The 23,095-nt window shown below is 45.6% G+C and carries 20 protein-coding genes; 10 read left to right on the top strand and 10 right to left on the bottom strand.

Annotated elements, in window-relative coordinates:
• The first annotated feature begins 426 nt into the window (after positions 1 to 426).
• Positions 427 to 1,641, top strand: coding sequence for a histidine kinase (locus T494_RS13675; RefSeq protein WP_155984084.1), 1,215 nt, complete (start codon positions 427 to 429; stop codon positions 1,639 to 1,641).
• Entirely contained in the window at positions 1,532 to 3,283 is a 1,752-nt protein-coding gene (locus tag T494_RS14195) for a lipase family protein (protein ID WP_347490892.1), read from the top strand. Before T494_RS13675 ends, T494_RS14195 begins: the two co-directional genes overlap by 110 nt.
• 160 nt (positions 3,284 to 3,443) lie before the next feature.
• Here T494_RS14195 and T494_RS0110020 read toward each other — a convergent pair whose 3' ends face one another.
• On the bottom strand, positions 3,444 to 4,406 hold the full coding sequence (locus T494_RS0110020) for a bile acid:sodium symporter family protein (RefSeq protein ID WP_028506184.1): 963 nt from the start codon (positions 4,404 to 4,406) through the stop codon (positions 3,444 to 3,446).
• Between the two features lie 318 nt (positions 4,407 to 4,724).
• On the opposite strand from T494_RS0110020, the gene T494_RS0110015 reads away from it, so the two are divergent.
• Positions 4,725 to 6,161: a carbon starvation protein A gene (locus T494_RS0110015; RefSeq protein WP_028506183.1), complete on the top strand. Its 1,437-nt coding sequence runs from the start codon at positions 4,725 to 4,727 to the stop codon at positions 6,159 to 6,161.
• A gap of 79 nt (positions 6,162 to 6,240) precedes the next feature.
• Here the strand turns inward: T494_RS0110015 and T494_RS0110010 are convergent, their stop codons facing one another.
• The gene (locus T494_RS0110010; RefSeq protein WP_028506182.1) at positions 6,241 to 6,753 is read right to left on the bottom strand and encodes a flavodoxin family protein; all 513 of its coding nucleotides are present in this window, start codon (positions 6,751 to 6,753) and stop codon (positions 6,241 to 6,243) included.
• A 13-nt stretch (positions 6,754 to 6,766) separates the two neighbouring features.
• The gene (locus tag T494_RS0110005) at positions 6,767 to 7,531 is read right to left on the bottom strand and encodes an alpha/beta fold hydrolase (RefSeq protein WP_051540336.1); all 765 of its coding nucleotides are present in this window, start codon (positions 7,529 to 7,531) and stop codon (positions 6,767 to 6,769) included.
• A 465-nt stretch (positions 7,532 to 7,996) separates the two neighbouring features.
• On the opposite strand from T494_RS0110005, the gene T494_RS13890 reads away from it, so the two are divergent.
• Positions 7,997 to 8,155 carry a hypothetical protein gene (locus T494_RS13890; protein WP_155984083.1) on the top strand — a complete coding sequence of 53 codons (159 nt, stop codon included), beginning with the start codon at positions 7,997 to 7,999 and terminating at the stop codon, positions 8,153 to 8,155.
• Positions 8,156 to 8,222: 67 nt separating this feature from the next.
• On the opposite strand, the gene pfkB is transcribed toward T494_RS13890, so the two are convergent.
• Positions 8,223 to 9,125, bottom strand: a complete 903-nt coding sequence (gene pfkB / locus T494_RS0109990; protein ID WP_028506179.1) for a 1-phosphofructokinase — start codon at positions 9,123 to 9,125, stop codon at positions 8,223 to 8,225.
• A 207-nt stretch (positions 9,126 to 9,332) separates the two neighbouring features.
• Here pfkB and T494_RS0109980 point away from each other — a divergent pair, with 207 nt between their 5' ends.
• Positions 9,333 to 10,748 (top strand): GGDEF domain-containing protein, encoded by a 1,416-nt coding sequence (locus T494_RS0109980; RefSeq protein ID WP_028506177.1) that lies wholly within the window; start codon positions 9,333 to 9,335, stop codon positions 10,746 to 10,748.
• Positions 10,749 to 10,935: 187 nt separating this feature from the next.
• The gene (locus T494_RS0109975; RefSeq protein ID WP_028506176.1) at positions 10,936 to 12,042 is read left to right on the top strand and encodes a metallophosphoesterase; all 1,107 of its coding nucleotides are present in this window, start codon (positions 10,936 to 10,938) and stop codon (positions 12,040 to 12,042) included.
• A 393-nt stretch (positions 12,043 to 12,435) separates the two neighbouring features.
• On the opposite strand, the gene T494_RS0109970 is transcribed toward T494_RS0109975, so the two are convergent.
• Both T494_RS0109970 and yidC read right to left on the bottom strand, forming a co-directional pair.
• A complete protein-coding gene (locus T494_RS0109970; RefSeq protein WP_197021149.1) occupies positions 12,436 to 13,566 on the bottom strand; it encodes an SLC13 family permease in 1,131 nt (376 codons plus the stop codon).
• A gap of 184 nt (positions 13,567 to 13,750) precedes the next feature.
• Positions 13,751 to 15,778 carry a membrane protein insertase YidC gene (yidC, locus tag T494_RS0109965; RefSeq protein ID WP_037344611.1) on the bottom strand — a complete coding sequence of 676 codons (2,028 nt, stop codon included), beginning with the start codon at positions 15,776 to 15,778 and terminating at the stop codon, positions 13,751 to 13,753.
• A 432-nt stretch (positions 15,779 to 16,210) separates the two neighbouring features.
• Here yidC and T494_RS0109960 point away from each other — a divergent pair, with 432 nt between their 5' ends.
• The 3 genes from T494_RS0109960 to T494_RS12940 all read left to right on the top strand — a co-directional run bounded on the left by T494_RS0109960 (position 16,211) and on the right by T494_RS12940 (position 18,858).
• A complete protein-coding gene (locus tag T494_RS0109960; protein WP_028506173.1) occupies positions 16,211 to 17,377 on the top strand; it encodes an iron-containing alcohol dehydrogenase in 1,167 nt (388 codons plus the stop codon).
• Between the two features lie 254 nt (positions 17,378 to 17,631).
• Positions 17,632 to 18,180, top strand: a complete 549-nt coding sequence (locus T494_RS0109955; protein WP_028506172.1) for a cyclophilin-like fold protein — start codon at positions 17,632 to 17,634, stop codon at positions 18,178 to 18,180.
• Positions 18,181 to 18,192: 12 nt separating this feature from the next.
• Positions 18,193 to 18,858, top strand: a complete 666-nt coding sequence (locus tag T494_RS12940) for a flavodoxin (RefSeq protein WP_051540334.1) — start codon at positions 18,193 to 18,195, stop codon at positions 18,856 to 18,858.
• 61 nt (positions 18,859 to 18,919) lie between these two features.
• Here the strand turns inward: T494_RS12940 and T494_RS0109945 are convergent, their stop codons facing one another.
• From T494_RS0109945 to T494_RS13505, 4 genes are all read right to left on the bottom strand, one after another.
• Positions 18,920 to 19,408, bottom strand: a complete 489-nt coding sequence (locus T494_RS0109945; RefSeq protein WP_028506171.1) for an amidase domain-containing protein — start codon at positions 19,406 to 19,408, stop codon at positions 18,920 to 18,922.
• A gap of 6 nt (positions 19,409 to 19,414) precedes the next feature.
• Positions 19,415 to 19,906: a superoxide dismutase family protein gene (locus T494_RS0109940; protein WP_051540331.1), complete on the bottom strand. Its 492-nt coding sequence runs from the start codon at positions 19,904 to 19,906 to the stop codon at positions 19,415 to 19,417.
• A 48-nt stretch (positions 19,907 to 19,954) separates the two neighbouring features.
• Positions 19,955 to 20,662, bottom strand: a complete 708-nt coding sequence (locus T494_RS0109935) for a DUF421 domain-containing protein (RefSeq protein ID WP_037344609.1) — start codon at positions 20,660 to 20,662, stop codon at positions 19,955 to 19,957.
• 170 nt (positions 20,663 to 20,832) lie between these two features.
• Entirely contained in the window at positions 20,833 to 22,041 is a 1,209-nt protein-coding gene (locus tag T494_RS13505; RefSeq protein ID WP_028506168.1) for a GGDEF domain-containing protein, read from the bottom strand.
• A 165-nt stretch (positions 22,042 to 22,206) separates the two neighbouring features.
• Here T494_RS13505 and budA point away from each other — a divergent pair, with 165 nt between their 5' ends.
• The gene (gene budA / locus T494_RS0109925) at positions 22,207 to 23,031 is read left to right on the top strand and encodes an acetolactate decarboxylase (RefSeq protein ID WP_028506167.1); all 825 of its coding nucleotides are present in this window, start codon (positions 22,207 to 22,209) and stop codon (positions 23,029 to 23,031) included.
• The last annotated feature ends 64 nt before the right edge of the window (positions 23,032 to 23,095 follow it).

Raw genomic sequence — 23,095 nt, 5'->3', positions numbered from 1 at the left:
ATAACCAACTGCGGTATGATCGAAGTAAGGATAACCAAAGTCCATCATATTTTTTCCTCCTTTCTTTGAGATTTGTTATTCTTGTTCGTTCATTACAGGAAGAATACTGTGAGAGGCCCTGTTTCATCGAGCGGTCCGGTTCCGAGAGGTCCTGTTGTGAGCGGTCCTGTTGTAAAGTTCATATTAATTCTCCTTTCTCAGTGTTTCGATTTTACTTTGTTTTGTGTTTGTAATTCTCTGTTTGTCCTTTTGTTGTTTTTAGTATATCATACCGACTACAACAGATCTTTTTTTGGGGAAGTTGTTTTTTGTTTTTCCCTTTTCTTTGACTACAGTATATCACACACACTACAACAAAAGTACAACAAGATAAACCTTTTTTGCATCAGCATATTCAGCAAATGTTTGGACTTTGGCTTGTTCAATATGGCTAAAGGCGGTGGTGTGTCAAAGCGGAACATTGAAAATAGTAAAGAAAACCTTTTCTTTTTGCTATACTATTCCAAAGCCAAATCAAGAGCCGTCAGTGCTGTGCTGACGATATGCGTAACGATATCGGTCATCGTCTGTGCGGCGCTGCACATTTTCGCAGTCAGCGATCTTGTCGTGACGGGCGCATATGTCAATATCTTTATGGGAATAACTGCTGTCGTGTTCATCGTTCTGCTTTCCCGCGAGATCAGAAGCTCACGCCAGGCACTGCTTTCGATGATAATGTGGACACCCATGATAATGGCACTGATTCTCGATATATTCAATCAGTTCATCAGCTTTTCGAGCCTGCACTTTTTCACATACGGTCTTGCGGTGACGATGATCGCACAGATAGTGCGCACCGTATTCGACCTGTGCAGGAAATATCTTGAATCGATACACTATCAGCAGATGCAGAAAGAGCTTTACGAGGCAAAGGTGCAGGTAATGGTCAGCCAGATCAGACCGCACTTTATGTACAACGCTCTTTCGTCTATTGCGATGCTGTGCAAGATAAAACCTGAGACCGCCTATGAGGCTACGATAAAGTTCTCAGACTATCTGCGGGGCAATATGGACTCTCTCAAACAGACAGCACCCGTACCTTTTAAAAAGGAGCTTGAACATCTTGAAAAATATCTGTACATCGAAAAGCTGCGTTTCGGCAAAAAGCTCAGCATTGAGTACGATATTCAGGAGGATAATTTCGAGATACCGCTTCTGTCCGTTCAGCCGCTTGTTGAGAACGCTGTCAAGCACGGCGTCGGGATGAAGGATGACGGCGGAACGGTGACTATCGCCAGCCGTGAAACAGATGACAGCTTTGAAGTCATCGTATCTGATGACGGTGTGGGATTTGACGTGAATGAAGTCAAGGATGACGGGCGTTCACATGTCGGAATGGAGAACACCAAGCGCAGACTTAAAGATATGTGCAATGCCGAGGTCGTGATAACAAGCACCGTCGGCGAGGGAACTACTGCAAAAATTATCATTCCCAAAGTTAAGGAGGAAACAAAAAATGAAAACAACAAAGGCAACAAACAAGGTATCATCCATGAGCAAGGTAAAGAAGTCAATCACCGTACTGATAGCAGGCGTTATGATGGCAACGACAGCAGCAGGCCTTACATCATCATCATCATTCATCATAGCAGATGCAGTTGATGTAAATTCTGTTACAACTATGAATACGACTGCTGCTGAAACAAGGATCAAAGCAGATCAGTACAATGGTCATGACATAATGACCGGCGTGTATGAAAAAGACGGCTTCAAGGTCGATTTCAAATATTCAGATGGCTTCTTTGAGACAGAGCCTAAGCAGTATGATCCCCATATCGCTACAATGTCATGCAATCTGGCATATTCATCAACAACAGTAGAAAAAGGCAGCGATTATTCACAGGGACCTAAGACAATAAAGGATCTTCTTTCCCATATGGGTTTTGAAGATCTGTATGCAAGCCCGGCTTACACACAGGAGCCTACACCGGATTCTGTTGCTTGTGCTATCGGCAGCAAGACTGTTAAAACTAAGGACGGCACAAAAAAGGTCGTTTCCATAACCGTAAGAAGTGCAAACTATGAGAAGGAATGGGCTTCAAACGTTTCTCTCGGAAAGCAGGGCGAGGCAGAAGGATTTGCTAATGCTGCAAATCAGGTAACATCAGAGGTAAACAAGTATCTTGAGGATAACAATATGACCGAAGATGCAGCAAACGGAAACGTAGTATTCTGGCTGTCAGGCTTCTCAAGAGGCGGTGCAACAGCAAACCTCACAGCAAAGAGACTTATCGACCAGTATCAGGATAAGAACGACAAGGTTTACGCATACACTATCGAAGCACCTCAGGGCGGTATGGCATCAGAAGAAAGAAGCGACCGTGACTACACCTGCATCCACAATGTTGTATGCAAAGACGATCCCGTTCCTTTCGTTGCACCTACAGACTGGGGATTCAAGAGATACGGCGTTGACCACTTCATATACAACGAGAATTGGGACAGCGACCATCTCCAGAAGAGCGTTTTCGTCAACAATGTTGCTGACAACGACGGTACAGTAGGCGTTTCAGATGAAAGACTGGATCTGTTAAAACAGCAGATCGATAAGATCACAGGCGACAGAGCGAAGGATTATTATCCTGTAACATCACTGGATAAGAAAAAGCTGGATCTTTCGATCAAGACTTCGTGGTATATCTGGGAATGGGATTGGTCGCTGGATATAGTAAATGACGGCAAAACCCCTCCGAAGGACGTTATCAATCATTTTGTAATGAACCTGGGTACTGACATCTCCAGAGAGGAATATGTTGACAGCGGTATCCAATCTGCAGCAAGACGCATGATGACATTCCTTAATACACAGGGCGTACACATCGACAATATCATAAACGCTATTGACCTTAAAGATACATTGATCGGTGTAGCTAAAAATATGTTCACGGATTATATTGAAAATTTCTGGAACCAGATCATAGATAATTGGTATAATCCATTTGCTTGGCCTGTATGGAATCCTCCTATTCCTAACGTTAATGATCTGATCACTGCCCTCAAAGAATCACTGAACGATAACCAGAAAATCCATGATATATTCAACAACTACGAGGGCGGTGTAGACAAAGCAGTCGACGATCTTCTGAACGTCGCTTTTCACGGAATCAAAGGCTTTGACAGCATAGATGATATCCTCACCTTTGCATTCGCTATAAATGATATCTACAAGAACCACTCGACACTGCAGTCTGTTTGCTGGCTCAGGACTTATGATAACTGGTACACAGCAGCAACTCAGAAGTGATATGAGAACTTGACCCGAAAGGGCAGAAAATAACATCCCTTCAAAAGGACTCTGCACTAAGAAAAGATATTGTCCTGAATGTTCGGAGCGCAAAAAAAAGATCCTCACGGTTTTTGCTGTGAGGATCTTTTAATTTGTACTGCATTTTGCACGTGGCAGTTCATTGCTTTTGGGAAACTGCTTCAGATCTGTCTTTGCTGTCGCCTGTTTTTCTGAAAACAGCGGCAAGTATCGCACCCGAGATATTATGCCACACGGAGAAAATTGCACCGGGGACGGCAGCCATTGACATATCGGGAAATGCACTGCCCGCAAGGGAAGCGGCAAGTCCCGAGTTTTGCATACCAATCTCCACAGAAATGGCTTTTTTTCTTTTAGGATCAAACCTGAAAAGCAGACCGATGAGATAGCCAAAAAGGTAACCGAGCAGATTATGCAGTATCACCACGGCAAAGATGACCGCACCTGTTGACAGTATCTTTCCCGAGTTGTTGGAAACGACTATCGCAACGATGATGCAGATAGCTGCCACGGAAACCACGGGGAGCACGTCTTTGGCTTTTTCGGTGTATCTGCCCAAAAGCCTGTTTATCAGCAGACCCAAGCCTATCGGCACGAGAACGACCTGGACTATCGAAATGAACATCGACCACACATTGACATCGACAGAGGTCTGCAGAAAAAGATATGTCAGAGCAGGCGTGAGCAGCGGTGCAAGCAGGGTGTTAACGCTTGTCATTCCGACAGAAAGCGCAACGTCGCCGCCCGAAAGATAGGTTATGACATTGCTGCTCGTTCCGCCGGGACAAGTACCGACGAGCACCACTCCGACAAGCAGCTCGTTTTCAAGCCCGAACAGTTTGCCAAGCCCGAATGCGAGCAGCGGCATTATCAGGAACTGCGCCGCACAGCCGATGATTATGTCCTTCGGGCGTGAGAATACCACCGCAAAATCGGCAGGCTTCATTGTAAGTCCCATGCCGAACATCACGACCATAAGCAGATAGTTCACAGAGCCGCCGGGTATCCACAGACAGCTTTTGGGCACAAACAGTGCAAGCGCTGCCACAGCGAGAACTATTACTGCCATAAACCTTGATATGAATTTGCTGACCGCTTTCATCAGCGTGCCACCTGCCTTGCAATAGATTTTATATCCATTTTCTTCGCTTACTTGAATTTTATCACATCGGCGCAGCTAAGTCAATAGCATCACAATGCAAGGCAGTTGTTTTATATGACCGTGTGTGCATAAATGCTTTTGCGTGATCCCTTCGGCTGTAAATACAAAAAACTGCGGTCGCTGCGCTCCTTTCCGGCAGTACCATATCCAGCACAGTTTGTCTTATCATATTCTTATCATTTGCTTCATAACGGGCTTGAAAAAAGCAGCTGTCTGTGTTATATTGTGATAAGAATTATATGGATCAGAGGTTTTGATATGGTTTCATTTATTACGGCACTTGTTGTTCTTGTGCTGGGTTTCTTATTTTACGGAAAACTTACTGAAAAAGTGTTTGGACCGGACGACCGACCAACGCCGGCGGTATCTGAAAATGATGGCGTTGATTTTGTGCCGGTAAAGACCTGGAAAGCTGTGCTGATACAGCTTCTGAACATCGCAGGAACAGGACCAATATTCGGTGCTCTTATGGGAGCGTGCTTCGGACCGGTCGTATTTTTGTGGATAGTCTTCGGAGCAATTCTCGGCGGTGCAGTCCACGATTATATGGGCGGTATGATCTCGGAAAGAAATAAGGGCGCATCCATAGCTGAGCTGTCGGGTAAATACATAGGGAAAAAGGCACTGTATTTGATGCGTGTGTTTTCGATCCTGCTTTTGCTTCTGACGGGTACTGTGTTTGTAACAAGCCCTGCGGAGCTTATTGCCAATCTCACGCCTAGTTTTCTGTCAAAGGGCTTTTGGATAGTGGCCATACTGGTTTACTATCTGCTTGCAACGCTTATGCCTATTGACAAGATAATCGGCAGATTCTACCCGGTGTTCGGAGTTGTGCTTATCGTAATGGCTGTGAGCATTGCAGGCGGGCTGATCTTTCTGCCCGATTACTCTATACCGGAGGTCAGCCTTGAAAATCTGCACCCGGATAACCTTCCCGTGTGGCCGTTTATGTTTGTGACTGTTGCCTGCGGTGCGATCTCTGGCTTCCACGCCACTCAGTCACCGATGATGGCAAAGTGCATCACCAGCGAAAAAGAGGGCAGAAAGGTCTTTTACGGTGCTATGATAATCGAGTCTGTAATAGCACTTGTGTGGGCTGCGGCAGGCGTTGCTTTTTACGGCGGAACACAGCTGCTCAACGATGCGCTAAGTTCAAACGGTCAGTCGGCAACGGTGTACGATATCTGCAAAAATATGCTTGGAAGCATCGGTGGAGTTCTGGCAATAATCGGCGTTGTGATCTGTCCCATCACATCGGGGGATACGGCGTTCAGAAGCGCAAGGCTTATCCTTGCCGAGTGGACAGGGCTCAAGCAGAAGTCTTTTAAAAACAGACTTATACTGACCATACCTATGCTTGGAGTGGGCGCAATACTTACGCAGCTGGATTTCAACATTCTGTGGAGATACTTTTCCTGGAGCAATCAGACACTTGCGATGATCTCCCTTTGGGTAGCTTCCCTGTATCTGCTGAAAAATGCCAAAAAGATATACTATACGCTTATGACGGCGATTCCCGCAGCGTTTATGTCGGCGGTCAGCCTTACATATATTCTTATGGCAAGGGAAGGCTTTTCGCTTTCTCCGGGTATTGCATATCCTGTTGGAATTATCTTTGCTCTATCCCATATCTTTTTCTACATTCTGTATGCACGCAAGTATTTAACAGAACGTGTCAAGGCAAAATCAGTATAATCTATATCATGTAAAGAGTTCGGGGTATTTTACTCTGAACTCTTTTTTTGTGCTGAGTTAGCAATAAAAAAGGCAGTCATCACAGGGATGCTGCCATTTCTCTTATTTTTTCCAGAACATCTTTGTCGTGGTTTGTGAAAATACCGCAGCCTTCAAGTCCCAGGTAACCCACAAAGTCACCGTCGTATGAAAACTTTGCTCCGGTATACATATCATCATCTCCGGAGCTGAGGAACATAGCGATCTTCTTCAGGCACTTTGGTGCTGTGGGGTACAGGGCACTGTAAAAGCGGTCGATAACACATTTGAGCTGTCCCGTGATGCCGTGATAATAGATAGGCGATGCAAGCACCAGCATTTCGGTGTCCTTCAGCTGGCTATACACAGTCTGCATATCGTCCTTCTGCACGCATGCTCCCTGTCCTTTTCCGTGGCAGTATTCGCAGGCAAGGCAGCCCTTTATATTCATTCTGCACACGTTTAAGCAAACCGCATTGTGACCGTGCTTTTGTGCCTCTTCACAAAAAGCGGCAGTCATTTTTGCTGTATTGCCGTCAGGTCTGGGGCTTGCGTTGAGTACAAGTATTTTCATAATATACCTCCGTTTATAGTTTGCTGAAAAAATCCTTTACTGCCGAGGCGAGCTGTTGGGCATATCCGTTGAAGCAGTGGTCTGCACCGTGGATAGTGACAAGCTCTGCGTCTGCATAAAGCTCAGCGGCTTTCTGGGCATGAGAAAGGGGAATAGTCTCATCCTTATCGCCGTGTACGATAAGGACTTTGCCCTTGTATTTTTCAATAGATTCCTCGGGGTGGATAGTCTGAGCCACACGGATATAGTCGCCCGAAAGCTCCCAGCTGTCACAGGAGACAGTGTCCGGGATATGCTCAGGGTCAAACTCACGACCAAGCACTGTGCCTGTTCTTGCCCACTGTGGTATCATCCAGGCAGGGGACAGTGGCAGGATAGCTTTGAAGTCGTCTGCACACATTCCGCCCACCAGCATTGTGAGAAGTCCGCCCTGGGAATGTCCGCAAAGGTACAGATCTGTCACAAAGTCAAGGGATCTTGCGTAAGCGACCACAGAAAGGGCGTTAGTCACCCATTTATAAAGGGTATGATCTTTGAACTGTCCACCGCTTTTGCCGTGGCCGTACATTTCCACACGCAGCGCATACATCCCCATGCGGTTCAGAGTTTTCTGAACTGCGATCAGGTGCTCCTCCTCCATGTTCCCGGTAAAGCCGTGTATTATAATGCACAAAGGAGCTTTTTCCACACCGGCAGGGCAGTCCAGCTTGGCATGAAGCTTTATCCCGTCGCTGTCAATGTAAAACTCCTTTGTAGTTTGTGTGCCGGTGCTGTCCATACTTGTTCCTCCTGTCAGGTGAGCTGTTTTTTTAATTATATCAGACACAAAGTGCCCTGTCAACACATATGCAGCCATTGTCGCCGGAATTGGCGCACTGATCGGCTGCTTTATCTCCCTCAGGAAGATAAAAGCCGTACATCCTTTACAGCATAAACCCAATATCAAAACAAAAAAAGCGTCCGCACTACTGCACGGGCGCTTCGCTTGATTTTTGCTGTAAATTTAAGGGGGGTGTAAGGAAGGGGAAATTATTATAAATGAGATTTGTTGTAGAAGGGTTTTGTATTTTTTGGTTTTGTCTTTGGCTCCTTTCTTATGTCTGTTTTTCTTTCTGTGTCTATATAATAACACCTGTCGGCAAAAATTTCAATATTCAATTTTGCCTTTGATTGTAGCATATACAACACTTCTTCAAAAATCAGTAGTTTAAGCAACAGCCGGGGTGCGAATTGTAGTATATTCATGAAATTGTATGGCTTTGCTGCGTATGTTGGTGACAGCAGCGTAATGATCTTCAGGCAGTATCCTGAATGGGATATGCAGTTCACGATGCCTCTTTACCGCTTCGGAAAGCTGGTGCGGTACTGCACAAAGCACGGTCTGATGTATCAGGATATTTAGTGCTTTACGGGCACAAAAATAACAGCTCTTGTCTATTTGGACAGGAGCTGTTTTATTATGGTCGATGTCAGATCAGCTGCTTTAAAAGCTGAGATATTTCGTCGGCAGTGGCAAGTGCATTAGAAAATGCTGTTGCGCCCCCTGCCGCCGTGCCAAGCTTCAGAGCGTATTCGTTGTCGCCCTTTAATGAGCCTGCCACAAAGCCTGCCACCATGGAATCCCCCGCACCCACGGAGTTGACAAGTGTGCCTTTGCAGGCAGGGCATTGGTGGAGATTTCCTGTGTCGTCTATAAGCAATGCGCCTTTTTCAGCCATTGATACAAGCACGTTCTGAGCACCCATGCTGCGGAGCTTCCTTGCTCCCTTTTCCACGTCTTCAATGGAGCGCAGGTCTTCTCCCAGCATTTCTCCCAGCTCGTGGTCGTTGGGCTTTACCAGAAATGGCTTGTATTTCAGAACGTTCAGCAGCAGGTCATTTGTTGCGTCTACCACCGCCCTTATATTTCTGCCCGAAAGCCTTTCAAGTATCCTCTCGTAAATATCGGTGGGCACACTGCCGGGAATACTGCCTGCAAGGACAAGTATATCGCCGCTTTGCAGCTTATCCAGCTTGTCAAAAAGCATATCCAGCTCTTTTTTACCTATGCAGGGTCCCTGACCGTTTATTTCTGTCTCCTGCGAGGACCTTATTTTCACATTTATCCGTGAGATGCCCTGTTCAAGGGTGATAAAATCAGTCTTTATACCTGCACGTGAAACGCCATGTTCAATGGCTTTACCGGTAAAACCGGCAACAAATCCCAGAGCCACTGACTCCACCCCAAGCTCTTTGAGCACAAGGGAAACATTTATGCCTTTTCCTCCGAAGCAGATCTCCTCGGACAGGGTGCGGTTGACTGCACCGGGGATTATTTCTCCTGTGCGCACAACATAATCTATGGCAGGGTTGAAGGTCACTGTATAGACCATTTTATCATCTCCTAAAGCTTACTGTTGTATATTATACAGCAAAAAAAGCTGAAAAGCAAGGTTTTTCTCAAACACTCCCATAGGGTGCAGGACAGAGCTGCATTTTACAAAAAAATACTTTTTTATTCTTTTGTATTGAAAATCGAAAATCAGTGTGGTATAATTATTATATTGACCGGACAGTGTAAACTGCAGAAAGGAGGCATCATGGACTTTCAGAAATTTGTAGACCAGTTTCACACCATGACCAGTATCATCTCCGTTAAACGTATGGGGAATGACAGATACGGCGATATCCGTATTGTTGCAGGCAATGAAAAGTATATAGATTCTATCCGGGATCCGCAGAAGTACAATATGCCTGCTATGCTGGTAAATACTTTTGTGCCGGATTCTTCATATGAGAGATATTTTGCAAAGGACCTGAGCTTTGAGGATTTTTGTTACCGCAGTGCCGTACTTAAACAGCCTTTGCACACCTATGTCCACCCGAAGCAATTCACCGATTGGGTGAGCATCTTTGCGATGCCTATGGACTATGAGGACGGCGACGTTTGCTACTGTACATATTCTATCGAGCTGAAAGAGCTTACGGATATAGACCTTGTGTCTGATAATTTTGTGGAGACAGCCTCCGATGTGCTCAAGACCTGCATCAAGCTCCACGATACCAATGATTTCAAAAAGACCATGGATGAGATAATCAAGGATATCCGTATCATCTGCGATGCAGAGGTTTGCACCATAATGATGATGGATTTTGTGGAAGCGACCTGCACTGTGCTGGCTACAAATGTCAGAGCCGGCAGCACACTTAAAAGAGTGACTCAGTTTACAAACATCAATTTCTATGACATTGCCGCTTCGTGGCTGGACACCATAGGGGAGAGCGATTGCCTTATTATAAAAAGCCAGCAGGACATGGAGCATATAAGCCGTGTAAACAACCCATGGTATGTCACGCTGGAAGAAGCGGGAGTTGAAAGTGTTGTAATGTTCCCGCTGAGATACAACAACGAGGTGCTTGGATATATCTGGGCAACGAATTTTGACACCAAAAACACCATGCGGATAAAGGAGACGCTGGAACTTACCACGTTCTTCCTTGCATCGGAGGTGGCAAGCTATAAAATGCTCAGACGGCTTGAGCACGTAAGTTACACGGATATGCTCACGGGCGTACAGAACCGCAATGCCATGAACAACAGAGTCAGCGATATTGTCGCAGGCAATGAGGAGCTGAAGGGGGATTACGGCATCATCTTTGCTGACCTTAACGGGCTCAAACGTGTAAATGATTTCGGCGGTCACTCCGCAGGAGATATCCTTTTGAAGAAAGCTGCAATTCTTCTTCAGGAGATATTTGTGGGTGATGCTGTCTACCGTGCAGGGGGAGATGAATTCCTTATTATTCTGGCAGATGACACAGAGGAAGAATTCACATCCAAGCTGAATATGTTCAAGGATCTTACCAACGATCCGGGCGGCGTTTGTTTTGCCGTGGGCAGCTGCTTTGCCCCAAAGGGATACGATATCCGCAAAGCAATGCACGATGCCGATGAGGATATGTTCAAAAACAAGCACAGTTTCTATGAGCTCCACCCCGAACTAAGACATAGATAAAAGCTTTGATGATATGCAAAGCCCGGTAATAATGCCGGGCTTTTTGTTTGCTGTTTGTTGAAATGGGTATGCCCTGAAGGAATAGTTGGATATAAACAATTAGTATTTGTAATTTTGACCGGCTTGTGATATAATATTGTCATAGACAACAAAAATCAAAAGCCATACAGCACAGGAGGGGAAGATTATGGGAATGTGGGCACTTATATTCGGTTCGGTGATCGTGGCGGCGTGCCTGGGCGTAGGGTATCTTACCCTTTGTGTGGGCAGGTTTGCAGGGATCAGAAAACTATCGGGCGAAAATAAATGGCGGCGCAGGATAGTTTCCCTTGGGATCGTGGCGGCAGGTCTTGTCGTGGCGGCTCTTGCCATATCCGTGGTGAACGCAGTTATTATACTGCTGCACGTGGTCATCTTCTTGCTGCTGTACGGACTTGTTATTAAGATAATAGACAAGGTTCGTGGAAAGAAATTCAAGATAAACTATCAGGGCTGGCTTGCGCTGATAACTTCTGTGGTATATCTCTCCGTGGGCTGGTATCTTTGCCATAATGTATGGCAGACGGACTATGAGATCACCACGGATAAAAATGTCGGCACGCTGAAGATCGCTCTGATAGCGGACAGCCACATGGGAACCACTTTTGACGGAAAGGGCTTTGAGGAGCACTTAAAGACCATAGAAAAGCAGTCCCCCGATATGCTGGTTATAGCAGGGGACTTTGTGGATGACGGAACAAGCAGCAAGGACCTTATAGATGCCTGCGATGCACTGGGTAAGCTTGATCTGAAATACGGCGTGTGGTATTGCTACGGCAACCACGATGAGGGATACTATAAAAATAAAGATTATACTCCCCAGCAGCTGGAAAATGCGCTGAAGGACAACGGGGTCCATGTGCTTGCAGACAGCTATGAGCTTGTTGACAACAGGTTTTATGTTGCAGGCAGAAAGGACAAGTCAAGAGGAGAGCGCAAGGATATGGACGAGCTGCTCAAGGGGGCAGACACGAGCAAGTATATTATCGTACTTGACCACGAGCCTAATGATTACAAAGCAGAAGCTGATTCTGCCGCCGATCTGGTACTGTCGGGACACACCCACGGCGGACAGCTTTTCCCCATAACCCACCTGGGAATTCTTATGAGCATGAACGACAAGACCTACGGATATGAAAAGCGTGAGTCCACAGACTTTATTGTTACCTCGGGGATCTCCGACTGGGAGATCAAATTCAAGACGGGCACCAAGTCTGAGTATGTTATTGTAAACGTGAACGGCAAAGACATATAAGACTACAATTTCACCGTGATGTGTAAATAAAGCTACAGCTTTTTCATCAAATGTAGTTTTAGCTACATATCACGGTGATATTGTCTGTTGATTTTACTGTGTATATATGCTATTATGATTACAGAACAAAGAAAGAGAGATAAATCCAAAACCAAGAGAGAAAAAAGTTAAAATAAACACATAAAGGAGGTAATAATCACAGCGCAGGTTTTTACCGGTGCTGAAATACAAAACCCTTTTAATACCGCTTTTAAAAGCGATAGTAACTTCTTCAAAAAACCTATTATTTCCCCCCACACGCACCTGAGTATCGAATGCTCGGGTGTTTTTTTGTGCCGCAGACGGTCCATCCGGCAGCAGCCGGTCTGATAAAATACCGGATACTGCTGTGCGTTACATTTCCCATGACGACAGCAGCAGACCGGGAATGACCACTATGGCAAAAAAAGCCCAGCTGATAAGTGTAAACACCTTAATGAACTTTTTTCCCTGACCCGGGTATTCACGCACATAAATGCGGTAGTTTATCACCGATGCAAGTGAACCTATAAGTGAGCACAGACCTGCTGTGTCCGCTCCGTATATAAGTGCTGAGTTGCTTTGTGAAAAGGGATACAGAACGATTGAAGCGGGCACATTTGAAATGATCTGGCTCAGACCGATCGCCCACCAGTATTCACGTCCTGCAACTGCTTTTCTCAGAAAATCTGCTATGCCCTGATTGGCTGCAACAGATGAGGAGAACACAAAGAAAAACAAAAATGTAAAAAGCAGCACATAATCCACTTTCATAAACAGCCGCCTGTCAGCCGCTGCAATGACAGTCACAACTATAATAACAGCTGCCCACCACAGCTGAGTCCTGCTCACGATAGTAAAGATCACCAAAACAAAAAGACCCAGGTAAAGCGGACGCTTGCTGCCGGCTTGCAAACTGAGCTGTGAACGGTCAAAGTCGATCTGTTCGTGAAGCCTGCGGCGGTAAAGCACCAGCACGAAAATCACAAGCAGCACCGCAGATCCTGCACACAGCGGAAGCATATGAAGCATGAATCTGCCTGCCTTTATTCCGAAACGGCTGAATAAAAACAAGTTTTGCGGGCTGCCGAAGGGCGTGAGCAGAGAGCCTCGTATTGCAGCAATATTCTCCATTGTTATCACCGGCAGGATATACTGTTCCTTGCCGCCGCCTCTGAATGTAAAAATAGTCAGCGGCACAAAGATCATAAGGGATACATCGTTTGTCACAAACATTGAGCAGAAGAATACGCCGAATATGTAAAACAGGGAAAGTCCCACCATGCTTTTTGTTTTAAGCGACAGACGCACCAGCGGGTCAAGTACGTTTTCCTGCTTGAACCCCTCCAGCACGCACAGCATCATCAGGAGCGTGCCCAGCGTATGCCAGTCAATATCTCCAAGCAGACGGGTGCTTGGGGGAGTAATAAACATAGCCGCTATGGCAGCTGCCGCCGAAACTGTGAGCATAGGCTCGTGTTTAAGCAGCTTCAAAACCTTGTTCACAGTGATCCCTCCGTTGTGAGCGTTTATCATTCATCTGTCACTCATTATAGCATATCCATGTGTAAAAGTAAATGCTGCGGGGCAATAAAAACAAATATGCCTCTACGGTCCCGGATAAACCATAGAGGCATAGCTTTTTTCATTGCGAACTGAGCCGCATCCGCTTTCAGGCATTACAAAGCGGTCACTTTGCCAGCCTTTTGATTATATATCTTCCGCATAGTTCAGCACTTCTGCCGATATTATAGATGTGTTCCCTGAAAGTGCTTTCTATCTGTTGGCTGTAAGTCTGTCTTCGGTCAAGCATTTTTTTCACTGTTTCGCAGATGCTGTCCAGCTCATCAAGACCGACCACAGCGCCCAATGATGTTCTGAGGATTTTATTTATAGGCTCAATACCGATCTTTTCATATTCCGGGTTCATTATCTTCATAGGGGTGTCGATATACAAAACGGGCCGCTTGGTCACAAAGGCAAATTCCCAGGCTATATCCGACCAGTCTGTTATCAGCAGATCCGACTCCATAACGGGATTGGTAACGGAAAAGTCTGTCTGTATCTCTATATTGCCTACGCCTTCATATTTTTCTTTCAAAGCCTCAAACCTCTCCGGTTCATGCCTTACCTGTTGAGGGTGGGGGCGCAGTATGACCTTGTAGTCACACTTGGAAAGCTCATCAAGCAGTTTTTCAGCGCAAAGCTCTATAATGTTTTCCGGCTGCCACGAGGGAGCTATTATTATCTGAGGTGTTTCGTTCTTGATGTGCTTGATGGATTCATAGTCCTTTATCATAGAATCTATAAGAGGGTATCCTGTCTGCACTACCAGCTTTTCAGGTGTGCCGTAAAGCTTCTCGGAGGCTCGTATCTCATCGAACTGATCTTTGTCCGGACAGAAAATCGTATCAAACCAGTCCAGAGCTCCTTTTCGGTAAAGGGATATGCTTCCGATGCCGTGGCAGGCAAAAACGTACTCAATATCCTTTCTCACACGTGACCTTTTGATATGGTACTTTTCAAGATCGGGCATTGTCATCACGCACATATCGCAGTCAAGCTTCATGAAAAGGGGTATCAGATATCTGTCCGAGGCAACATAGTAGCCCTTTATTTGCTCCCTGGGGTCATTGAGGATATCGTCATTTGGATCGCTTGTGACATAATGTATAACAAGGTCGGAGTTTTTGCACACATAATCTATTATATCCTTGAAATACTTGTAAAACCCCTTTGACTCGGAATAAAAGACAAGCTTCATATCCTTTTGTGAGAAGAATCGCTTGTAATCGGACTTCTCTTTTTTGCGGTACTTTCTGTATTCCTCCTGTTTCTGCTTCTTTTGCTCCCTTACCCGGAGCAATCTGTCATAGTCCACATATTTTTTTGGCGGTATCACAAGGTTAGTCACAACCATAAGGGGTATGGCAAAAAGATTTCCGAATATCCAGTAAAGTCCCACTCCGCAGGGAACTATAAAAGCAAAATAGGTGGAAAATGCTACCATGAAAACGGTGGTTATTATCTTGTTAAGCCTGTTCTGAGCCAGCTGAAGTACATTCAGCTTGTTCTGTGCAAAGCATAAAAGCCATGCGCTCAGTCCTGCCAGCAGAGGTATAAGCAAGAGTATGTAATCACCTTTAAACGAAGGAGTCTTGCCAAGATCAATTCCGAAAAAGGTCATATCAAAGTCGGTGATCCTGCTTATGTCTGCGCTGCTCACGTTTGCAGGAGCAGCTATCCCTGCTTTAAGCTTTTCGGCAATGGTTATCTGAAAGGTGCTCCCGGCATCGGTAACACCCAGGGTGTTGACCAGCCAGCTGTTGAGCTTATCCACCGTGTCGCTGCCGATGGACAGCACGTAGCTCAGCGGCTTGTATACGACCCCCACCAGCCCCAGCACTATCGGGATCTGAAGCAGCAAGGGAAGAATATCCAGAAACGGGTTGTACTTATACTTTTTATAAAGAGCTACCTGTTCGTCGGTATATTTATCCTTGTCGTCAATGTACTTGATCTTCAGCTCATCAAGCTTTGGCTGCAGATTTACCATTTTGATGGAATTTTTCTGTGTGAGGATACTAAGGGGGAAAAGCAGCACCTTAGTCAGCAGCGTAAACAGTATTATCGCAAAGCCGTAGCTTCCTATAAGCCAGTAGCATCCCCGCATCACATATCCAAGTATTCCTGTAAGAAAATCGATTATATATGACATAATGTTTTGCTCTTTCTTGTTTTTGCCCGGGTCTATGCAAAGATTACCGGGGCGTTAACGATTTTTTTAGCTGTTGGACCAACAACAAAAGAAACCTTTTCCACAGGCAATTATATCATATCATACAGGAAAAATCAACTGCCTTTTAGTATTGCGTTTCCCTCACCGGAGCTCTTTGCATGTCAAAAAAAGAGGGCATATGCTGTATGGACAATGCCACAGCGGGCGCTATTCGCAAAACAAATAGCAACACATTCAAAATAGGTATTTGTAATTTGTATTTATCCGTGATATAATAAGATCAACACCATAAGAGATAACGCCATTATCGGTCAGGCTGGGTAGTAACAAAGGATATACCCGCCGACATGGTGGCTGTTGGTGATCTCGGGATGAGTCATAAAAAATATTTGCGATCAAGGAGGAATTGTCATGCTTGGTAATTTTAGTTATCACAACCCAACAAAGCTTTATTTCGGAGAGGACTCGCTTGGTTATCTGAAGCAGGAGCTTGCAAACTACGGTAAGAACGTGCTGCTGGTATACGGAGGCGGATCCATAAAGAAAAGCGGTCTGTACGATGAGATAATGGGGATACTGCAAGAATGCGGCAAGAATGTTGCGCAAGTTGCAGGCGTTATGCCAAATCCAACAGCAGAAAAGCTAAGGGAGGGCGTAAAGATCGCCCGTGAAAACAATTCCGATTTTATTCTTGCGGTAGGAGGCGGTTCTGTCTGCGATTATTCAAAGGCAGTCTCTGTATCCGTTCATTGCAATGATGACCCGTGGGATAAGTACTATATCCGCTATGAAGAGCCGGATTGTGATATCGTTCCTGTGGGCTGTGTGCTGACAATGGCAGGTACCGGCTCGGAAATGAACGGCGGTGCAGTTATCACAAACCATGAGCAGCATCTCAAGATTGGTCATGTATTCGGCGATGATGTTATGCCTAAATTCTCTATCCTCAATCCTAGGTACACAATGACACTGCCTGTATATCAGATGGTGGCGGGTATCTACGATATTATGAATCATATCTGTGAGCAGTATTTCTCCGGCGAGGACGATAACACTTCGGATTATATCAGCGAGGGGCTTATGAAAGGTCTTATCCATGCAAGCCGTATCGCCGTTAAGGATCCGCAGGATTATGAGGCACGCTCCAATATTATGTGGACAGCTACATGGGCACTGAATACCCTGGTTTCCAGGGGCAAGTCCACCGACTGGATGGTGCATATGCTGGGGCAGGCAGTCGGCGCATATACCGATGCCACACACGGTATGACACTTGCGGCTGTGTCCCTTCCGTACTACCGTTATATCATGCCCTACGGTCTGAAAAAGTTTGCAAGATTTGCAACTCAGGTGTGGGATATTCCCGCACAGGGCAAGACAGATGAGCAGCTGGCAGAGCAGGGACTTAGTGCAATGGAAAGCTGGATGAAAGAGCTGGGTCTGGTGATGAAGATATCTGAGCTTGGAGCTGTCGAGGAAATGATCGATGGCATAGCTGATGCAACAATAATACTCAAAGGCGGATACAAGGTCCTTGACCGTGATGAGGTCGTTAAGATACTGAAAGCAAGTATGTGATAAAAAACGCCATGCCCGGTCAAGCGGTGTGGCGTTTTGCTTTGCAGATCCTGCCACCTCTGCACAGTGGCTTGATATTACAAAAACAAATATGCAAGTATTTGATATAAGTATTTGTAATATCAAGAGATCCGGTGTATAATTATATCAGACGGAAGATAAGGCGATCAAAAGAGTATGACCATAGACGATCTGCCATTATCGCTGCCGTGGAATGTGGAAGTTTCAGTTTTTGAGAACCAAGGAGGATCTATATGAAAAGGATCAGAGTATTAAGCGTGTTTCTGATAAGTGCAGCAATGCTGCTTGCAGGCTGCGGTTCATCAGGCTCGTCGTCAGAAAGCAGCAGTTCTTCAGCCGTAAGCGGACATTCAGTAGCAAAGGATGGTGCAGATATGCAGACAGAAGATAAGACAATGCCTACAAGAAAACCAATGGAGGGCGGAACAAAAATAAATATGTACTTCGGAGACAAGGTTATTCCTGGAGTGCTCAATGATTCCCAGACAGCCAAGGCACTCATCGCCAAGCTGCCGTATACACAGAAAGTGCACAGATACTCTCATGATTTCTGCGGAGTTACCGAGGATCTGCCATATAGTAAAGATGAGGAGCACTATGGCTGGCTCAACGGAGATATTGATTATGCAACAGATGCACCCTACTTTACTATCCTGTTTGAGGACGAAGATGTTTCCGAAAAATACGGAAACCAGGTAAATATCGGAGTTATCACCTGCCCTTTGAAAGACATAAGCAGCCTTGAGGGGGATTTTGAAGTAAGGATCGAACTTGCTCAGTAAGGGAGTGTGATTATGAGAGCTATAAAGAAAACTATTTTTGCTATTGTTACTATGAGCGCATTGCTTTTGTCATCCTGTGCAAGCTCATCATCCGGAAATAATGAAAATGTTAAGACAGTACCTATAAAAAAATCTGCGGCAGTTTATTTCAGCAGAGTAGGGAACACGGAGTTTGCCGATGATGTGGACGCAATTTCAAGTGCCAGCCTTAACCGTGTGGGTGGTGAGCTGAAAGGCAACGCCCAGATGATAGCACAGTGGGCTGCTGACGAAGCAGGCTGCGACTCGTTTGAAATAGTAACAGACAAGAGTTATCCGGAAGATTATGATAAGACCGTGGATCTGGCAAAGGACGAGAAAAGCGCAAAGGAAAGACCTTCGCTGAAAAGCAGCTTTGATAACATAGATGATTATGATACCATCTGGCTGGTTTTTCCCAACTGGTGGGCTGACCTGCCAATGCCTGTATATTCGTTCTTTGATAAATACGACTTTTCCGGGAAAAACATATATGTTTTTGTTACTCACGAGGGAAGCGGCTTTTCATCAACGATAAAATCTATCAAAGAGCTTGAGCCAAAGGCAAATGTTGTTGAAGCATTGTCCATAAGGGGAGGCTCTGTAAATGATAACGAGAGCAGTGTCAGAGATTATGTGAAAAAACAGCTTGAAAAATAATAATGGCATCACACAGCGTCCGCATGATAATGCAGGCGCTGTTTTTTGCTCGTTTTACAGCTCAGTACCGATTTTTCCTTGCGCCTATTATTCTCACACAGCGGATACCGTCATATTGGTATGTGGTCAGCGCACGGTCAAATGCAGCAAAGGTGTGTGCGGCAACGTAGGGGACGCCCTGTCGTACATCTATTACAAGCAAGCTGTGATGAAACCTGCCGTTGGTGCTCAGCTGTATCACATCTCCCGCTGCTGCTTGTTCAAGGGCAACGACGCTGCCGAAAGGTCCTGTGCCTGTGTTTGTCACAATAAAGCGATAGAACTGCTCCACCCCTGTCCAGGCTGCCGCACGGTCAGAGGGAGAATTGTAATACCAGCCTGTGTCTTTGGTATAATTCATGACCGCACCCCCTGCGTAAAGGCACTGGGAAATGAAATTTGTGCAGTCGCCGCCGATGTTTTCAAAATTATAGTAGGCAGGATTGTGGGAAAAAGCCCACCTGCGGGCATACTCGATCTCTGCCTTTACGTTGAGCGGATATTCTCCCATACCTTTTTACCTCACAGCTCTTATAACGCCGCAGGCTATTTTCTTGCCTGCATTTCCGCCGGGCTGGGTGGTAAAATCATCGGGCTTGCTGTGGATCACTATTGTCTTTCCTATAATGTCTTCAACCGAAAACCTGTTGCTCAGAAATACGGATATTGCTTTTCCGTTGTTTCCCAGAAGGGGCGGAAGGTCTCCGGAATGTAACGGGTGGGGACAGTTATTTTTGTCAAAATGCTTTCCTGCATCGGAAAACGGGTCGTCTGAATTGCCTGTACATGATTTTCCACCGTGTATGTGAAATCCGAAAAACTCCTGACTGCATTTGTCAGATGAGTGGGGCAGCCCGCTGACGTGGGCATATACCACCGTACCGTCATTTGCGGAATAGAACCTGACAGTGCCCCGTATATCGGGATATTCTTTGCGCGGGGTGAGTATCGCTGCTGCCTGAGGCTGCCTTTGAATAAGTGCGTTACGATCATGATCCGGTCTGTTCATAGCATATTATCCTCCTGTTATGATAATATGCCCGTAGGCTTAAATCGGTTATTCAAAGGGGTCCATTGTTTGGTTTTTAACGTCCATAGGATAAAGCTGGAGCGTTTTTTTGACGGTATCTGCTATGCCGAGAAATATCTCCTTTGCGCTTTTGTAGCCTTGCTTGTTCAGCTGTTTTTCCAGCCAGATGCGTTCAAATCCAGCCTTTTTGAGATTTGCGTCGTTGATGTGTCCGTCGAGGATAACGTTGACCATTATCTCCTCCTGCACAGGCTCAAGCTGAACGTCTGACGGCGTGAGAGGTCTGTCGCTGTCAACAGGCAGCAGGCTCAGAGAGCCGTTGTACTCAAATACGGCTGTTCTCAGCTTTGAGAGGTCAAAGTACCCTTGATTTCGGCAATGGGTGAGAAAATCGCTGATGTCGATACGGGCTTTTTTGAGATTTTCACGATACAGCTTGCCATTGTGGAAAAGTATCAGAGGTCTGCCTATAAGCAGCTTACGCATATGGGTGGACTTCTCGGTGATCTTTGAAACAGCGTACGCACTCAGTGCATAGATCAGCATTGCAACAACCATTCGCTCGGGGTGCTGGTTTTCAAAGGAACACTCCGCTGCGATAGAGCCTATCGAAATGCCGATGATATAGTCAAACATACTCAGCTGCGAGAGCTGTTTGTTGCCCATAAGTTTTGTAAGGATAAAGAGCACGATGATGCTCAGCACAGATGTCCACACAGTGGTTAAAAGTCCCATATCTGCCTCCGTAAGTGTTTTTGAGATTAGTATGTGTGATAATGTGGCTTGTATACAATGCTTACGTGCATTTATGTTAAGTTAAGACCCGGTATCAGCCATAGCTTTAAGCATAAAAAAGAAAACCCGGAAGAGATAAAACTCGTCCGGGTCATAGTGTAACATCCAAACTATTGTATTGCTTTGAGTATTTTTTTCCTTTCGTACATTTTTTTATCCGCACGTTCAAAGACATCGGAGAATGACGAGTCGTTCCCGGCTTCAAAAACAGCCATACCCGCCGAGACCTCAACAAGCTTTTGCCGCTGGTTTTGCTCCACCTGCTCATTAAACTCAGATAAAAGCTGCTCCCGGTTGTCGTAATCGCTTCTTTCCAGAATAACCGCAAACTCGTCGCCGCCTATTCGGAAAACAGGACTGTGTGCGAACTTTTTGCACACCATCATACAACCGTCACGTATGTATCTGTCACCTTCCTCGTGACCGACGGTGTCGTTGATCTTTTTCAGGTCGTTGATATCGCACACGATGACTCCGAACTCGTCATTTTTCCCTGCCTCTATGCTTCTGTCTATCCGTGCTGTGATCTCAATGTAAGCATGACGGCTTTTCACTCCGGTAAGAGGGTCGGTGTTGGCAGCTGTCCTTGCGGTACGCAGTGCCTCTGTTGACTCTTTTTCCTGCTGCAATAGCTTTTCCAGCTTGATGCGGTATTCAGCCTTTTCGTCCTCGTAGATAAAGGTGTGCAGCATACATGTTCCCAGCATACATCCAACCGAATATACCGGCAACAGAGGATTGTATATCTGCACAGCTATCAATGCCGTCATAACAATACCGAAAGCACCGATAGCACGGTAGCGTACCTTTTTTTCCGCTGAAGTTTTTGTGCTCAGCACCAGTGTGTGCAGCGATGAGAGCAGAAACAGGAATATCTGGATCATCAGAATGATATAACGGATACTTCCCGCCTTATATTCGCATTCGTCTGTGACATCAAATAGGATCGGGTAAAAGAAATTGATGATCACAGCAGGAACTGACATGGCAAAGAACGCCTTTCCCACTGATCTTAAAGCCTTGCCGAAACGGGTCTTTTCGTCAAGGTAGTCGGTGGTGTAGGATGTCCACAGCATTACCATAAGACACATCGCCAGAAAATACAGTACAGTATCGGCGTAAAGCAGCTTGTTCAGCTTGTGTTCATCCAGAAAGCCCCAAATGATATCGGTAATATAATATAAAACAGAGCCAATGAGAAAGTGGCGGTATGACTTGTGCTTTTGCCCGATGCTGGAGCTTGTTTTATTCATAAACACATCGTAGTTTATTATGAGCTGCACAAGCATCGCCACAATGCCTATACTCGAATAGATCATACAGACCTCCGTGAAGATTTTATCTGAACTGATTATAACATTTTACCAAGCCCGTGTCAATCATGGAAACGGATTATTGTGAAACAAATTGTATAATAATTGACAGCGGACTTGTGGTGATGTATAATACCGGTATAATCATTTTAAGGAAGGCGGGTCATATATATGAAGAAGAAAATGCTGATGTGCGCACTTGCACTTGCAATGCTTACTTCATGCGGTGACAGCTCATCATCAAGCGAAATCAAGAAGGACGAAACTCCGAAGGCTGACAGAGAAACTATCTATCAGGTATCGCTTTTGCAGGGTCTGACACTCGGCGACTATTACGGTAGCGTCAGCGTCAAGGAGTTGAAACAAAAAGGGGATACGGGCATAGGAACATTCGAGGGCGTTAACGGCGAACTTATCATGGTGGACGGAACAGTTTACAGAGCAAAATCGGACGGCTCAATAGAAGCGGCACCTGATGACGAGACTATCCCTTTTGCCAACGTCACATTCTTTGATACAGATGAAAAGCAGGATATAAGCGGCATAGCAAATATTGCGGACATAAAAAAGCTGCTTGATGAAAAGGTAGAAAAGCTGGGCAAAAACCAGTTTTATATGGTAAGGATAGACGGCACTTTTAAAAAGATGCACGCACGCAGCGAGCTGAAACAGGAGCAGCCATACAAGCCGCTTGCAGAGGCACTTAAAACCGACCAGAGAGAATTCAGCTGGGATAATATAGAGGGCACTGTTGTTGCGCTGTACTGCCCGCAGTACATGAAAGACCTAAATGCTGCCGGCTGGCATCTGCACTTTGTTTCAAAGGACAAAAAGTACGGCGGACACGTGCTTGATCTGGACATCGACAGTGCAGAGCTGAAAATAGACTGCACACAGGGCTTTAATATGCAGCTTCCGAATACAGAGAAGTTTCCGTCGCTTGATCTGACAAAAGACCAGTCGGATGACATCAAAAAGGTTGAGACTAAAGACTGACGGATCCGGCAGCTCTTGAACTATCGTAAACGATATCCGATAATACTTGACAAATGAAAAAGCA

It is taken from the genome of Ruminococcus sp. FC2018 (genome assembly GCF_000621805.1).
Lineage (GTDB): Bacteria > Bacillota > Clostridia > Oscillospirales > Ruminococcaceae > Hominimerdicola.
The sequence above is the reverse complement of the archived record's forward strand: the minus strand, read 5'-3'. Positions and strand labels throughout refer to the sequence as shown.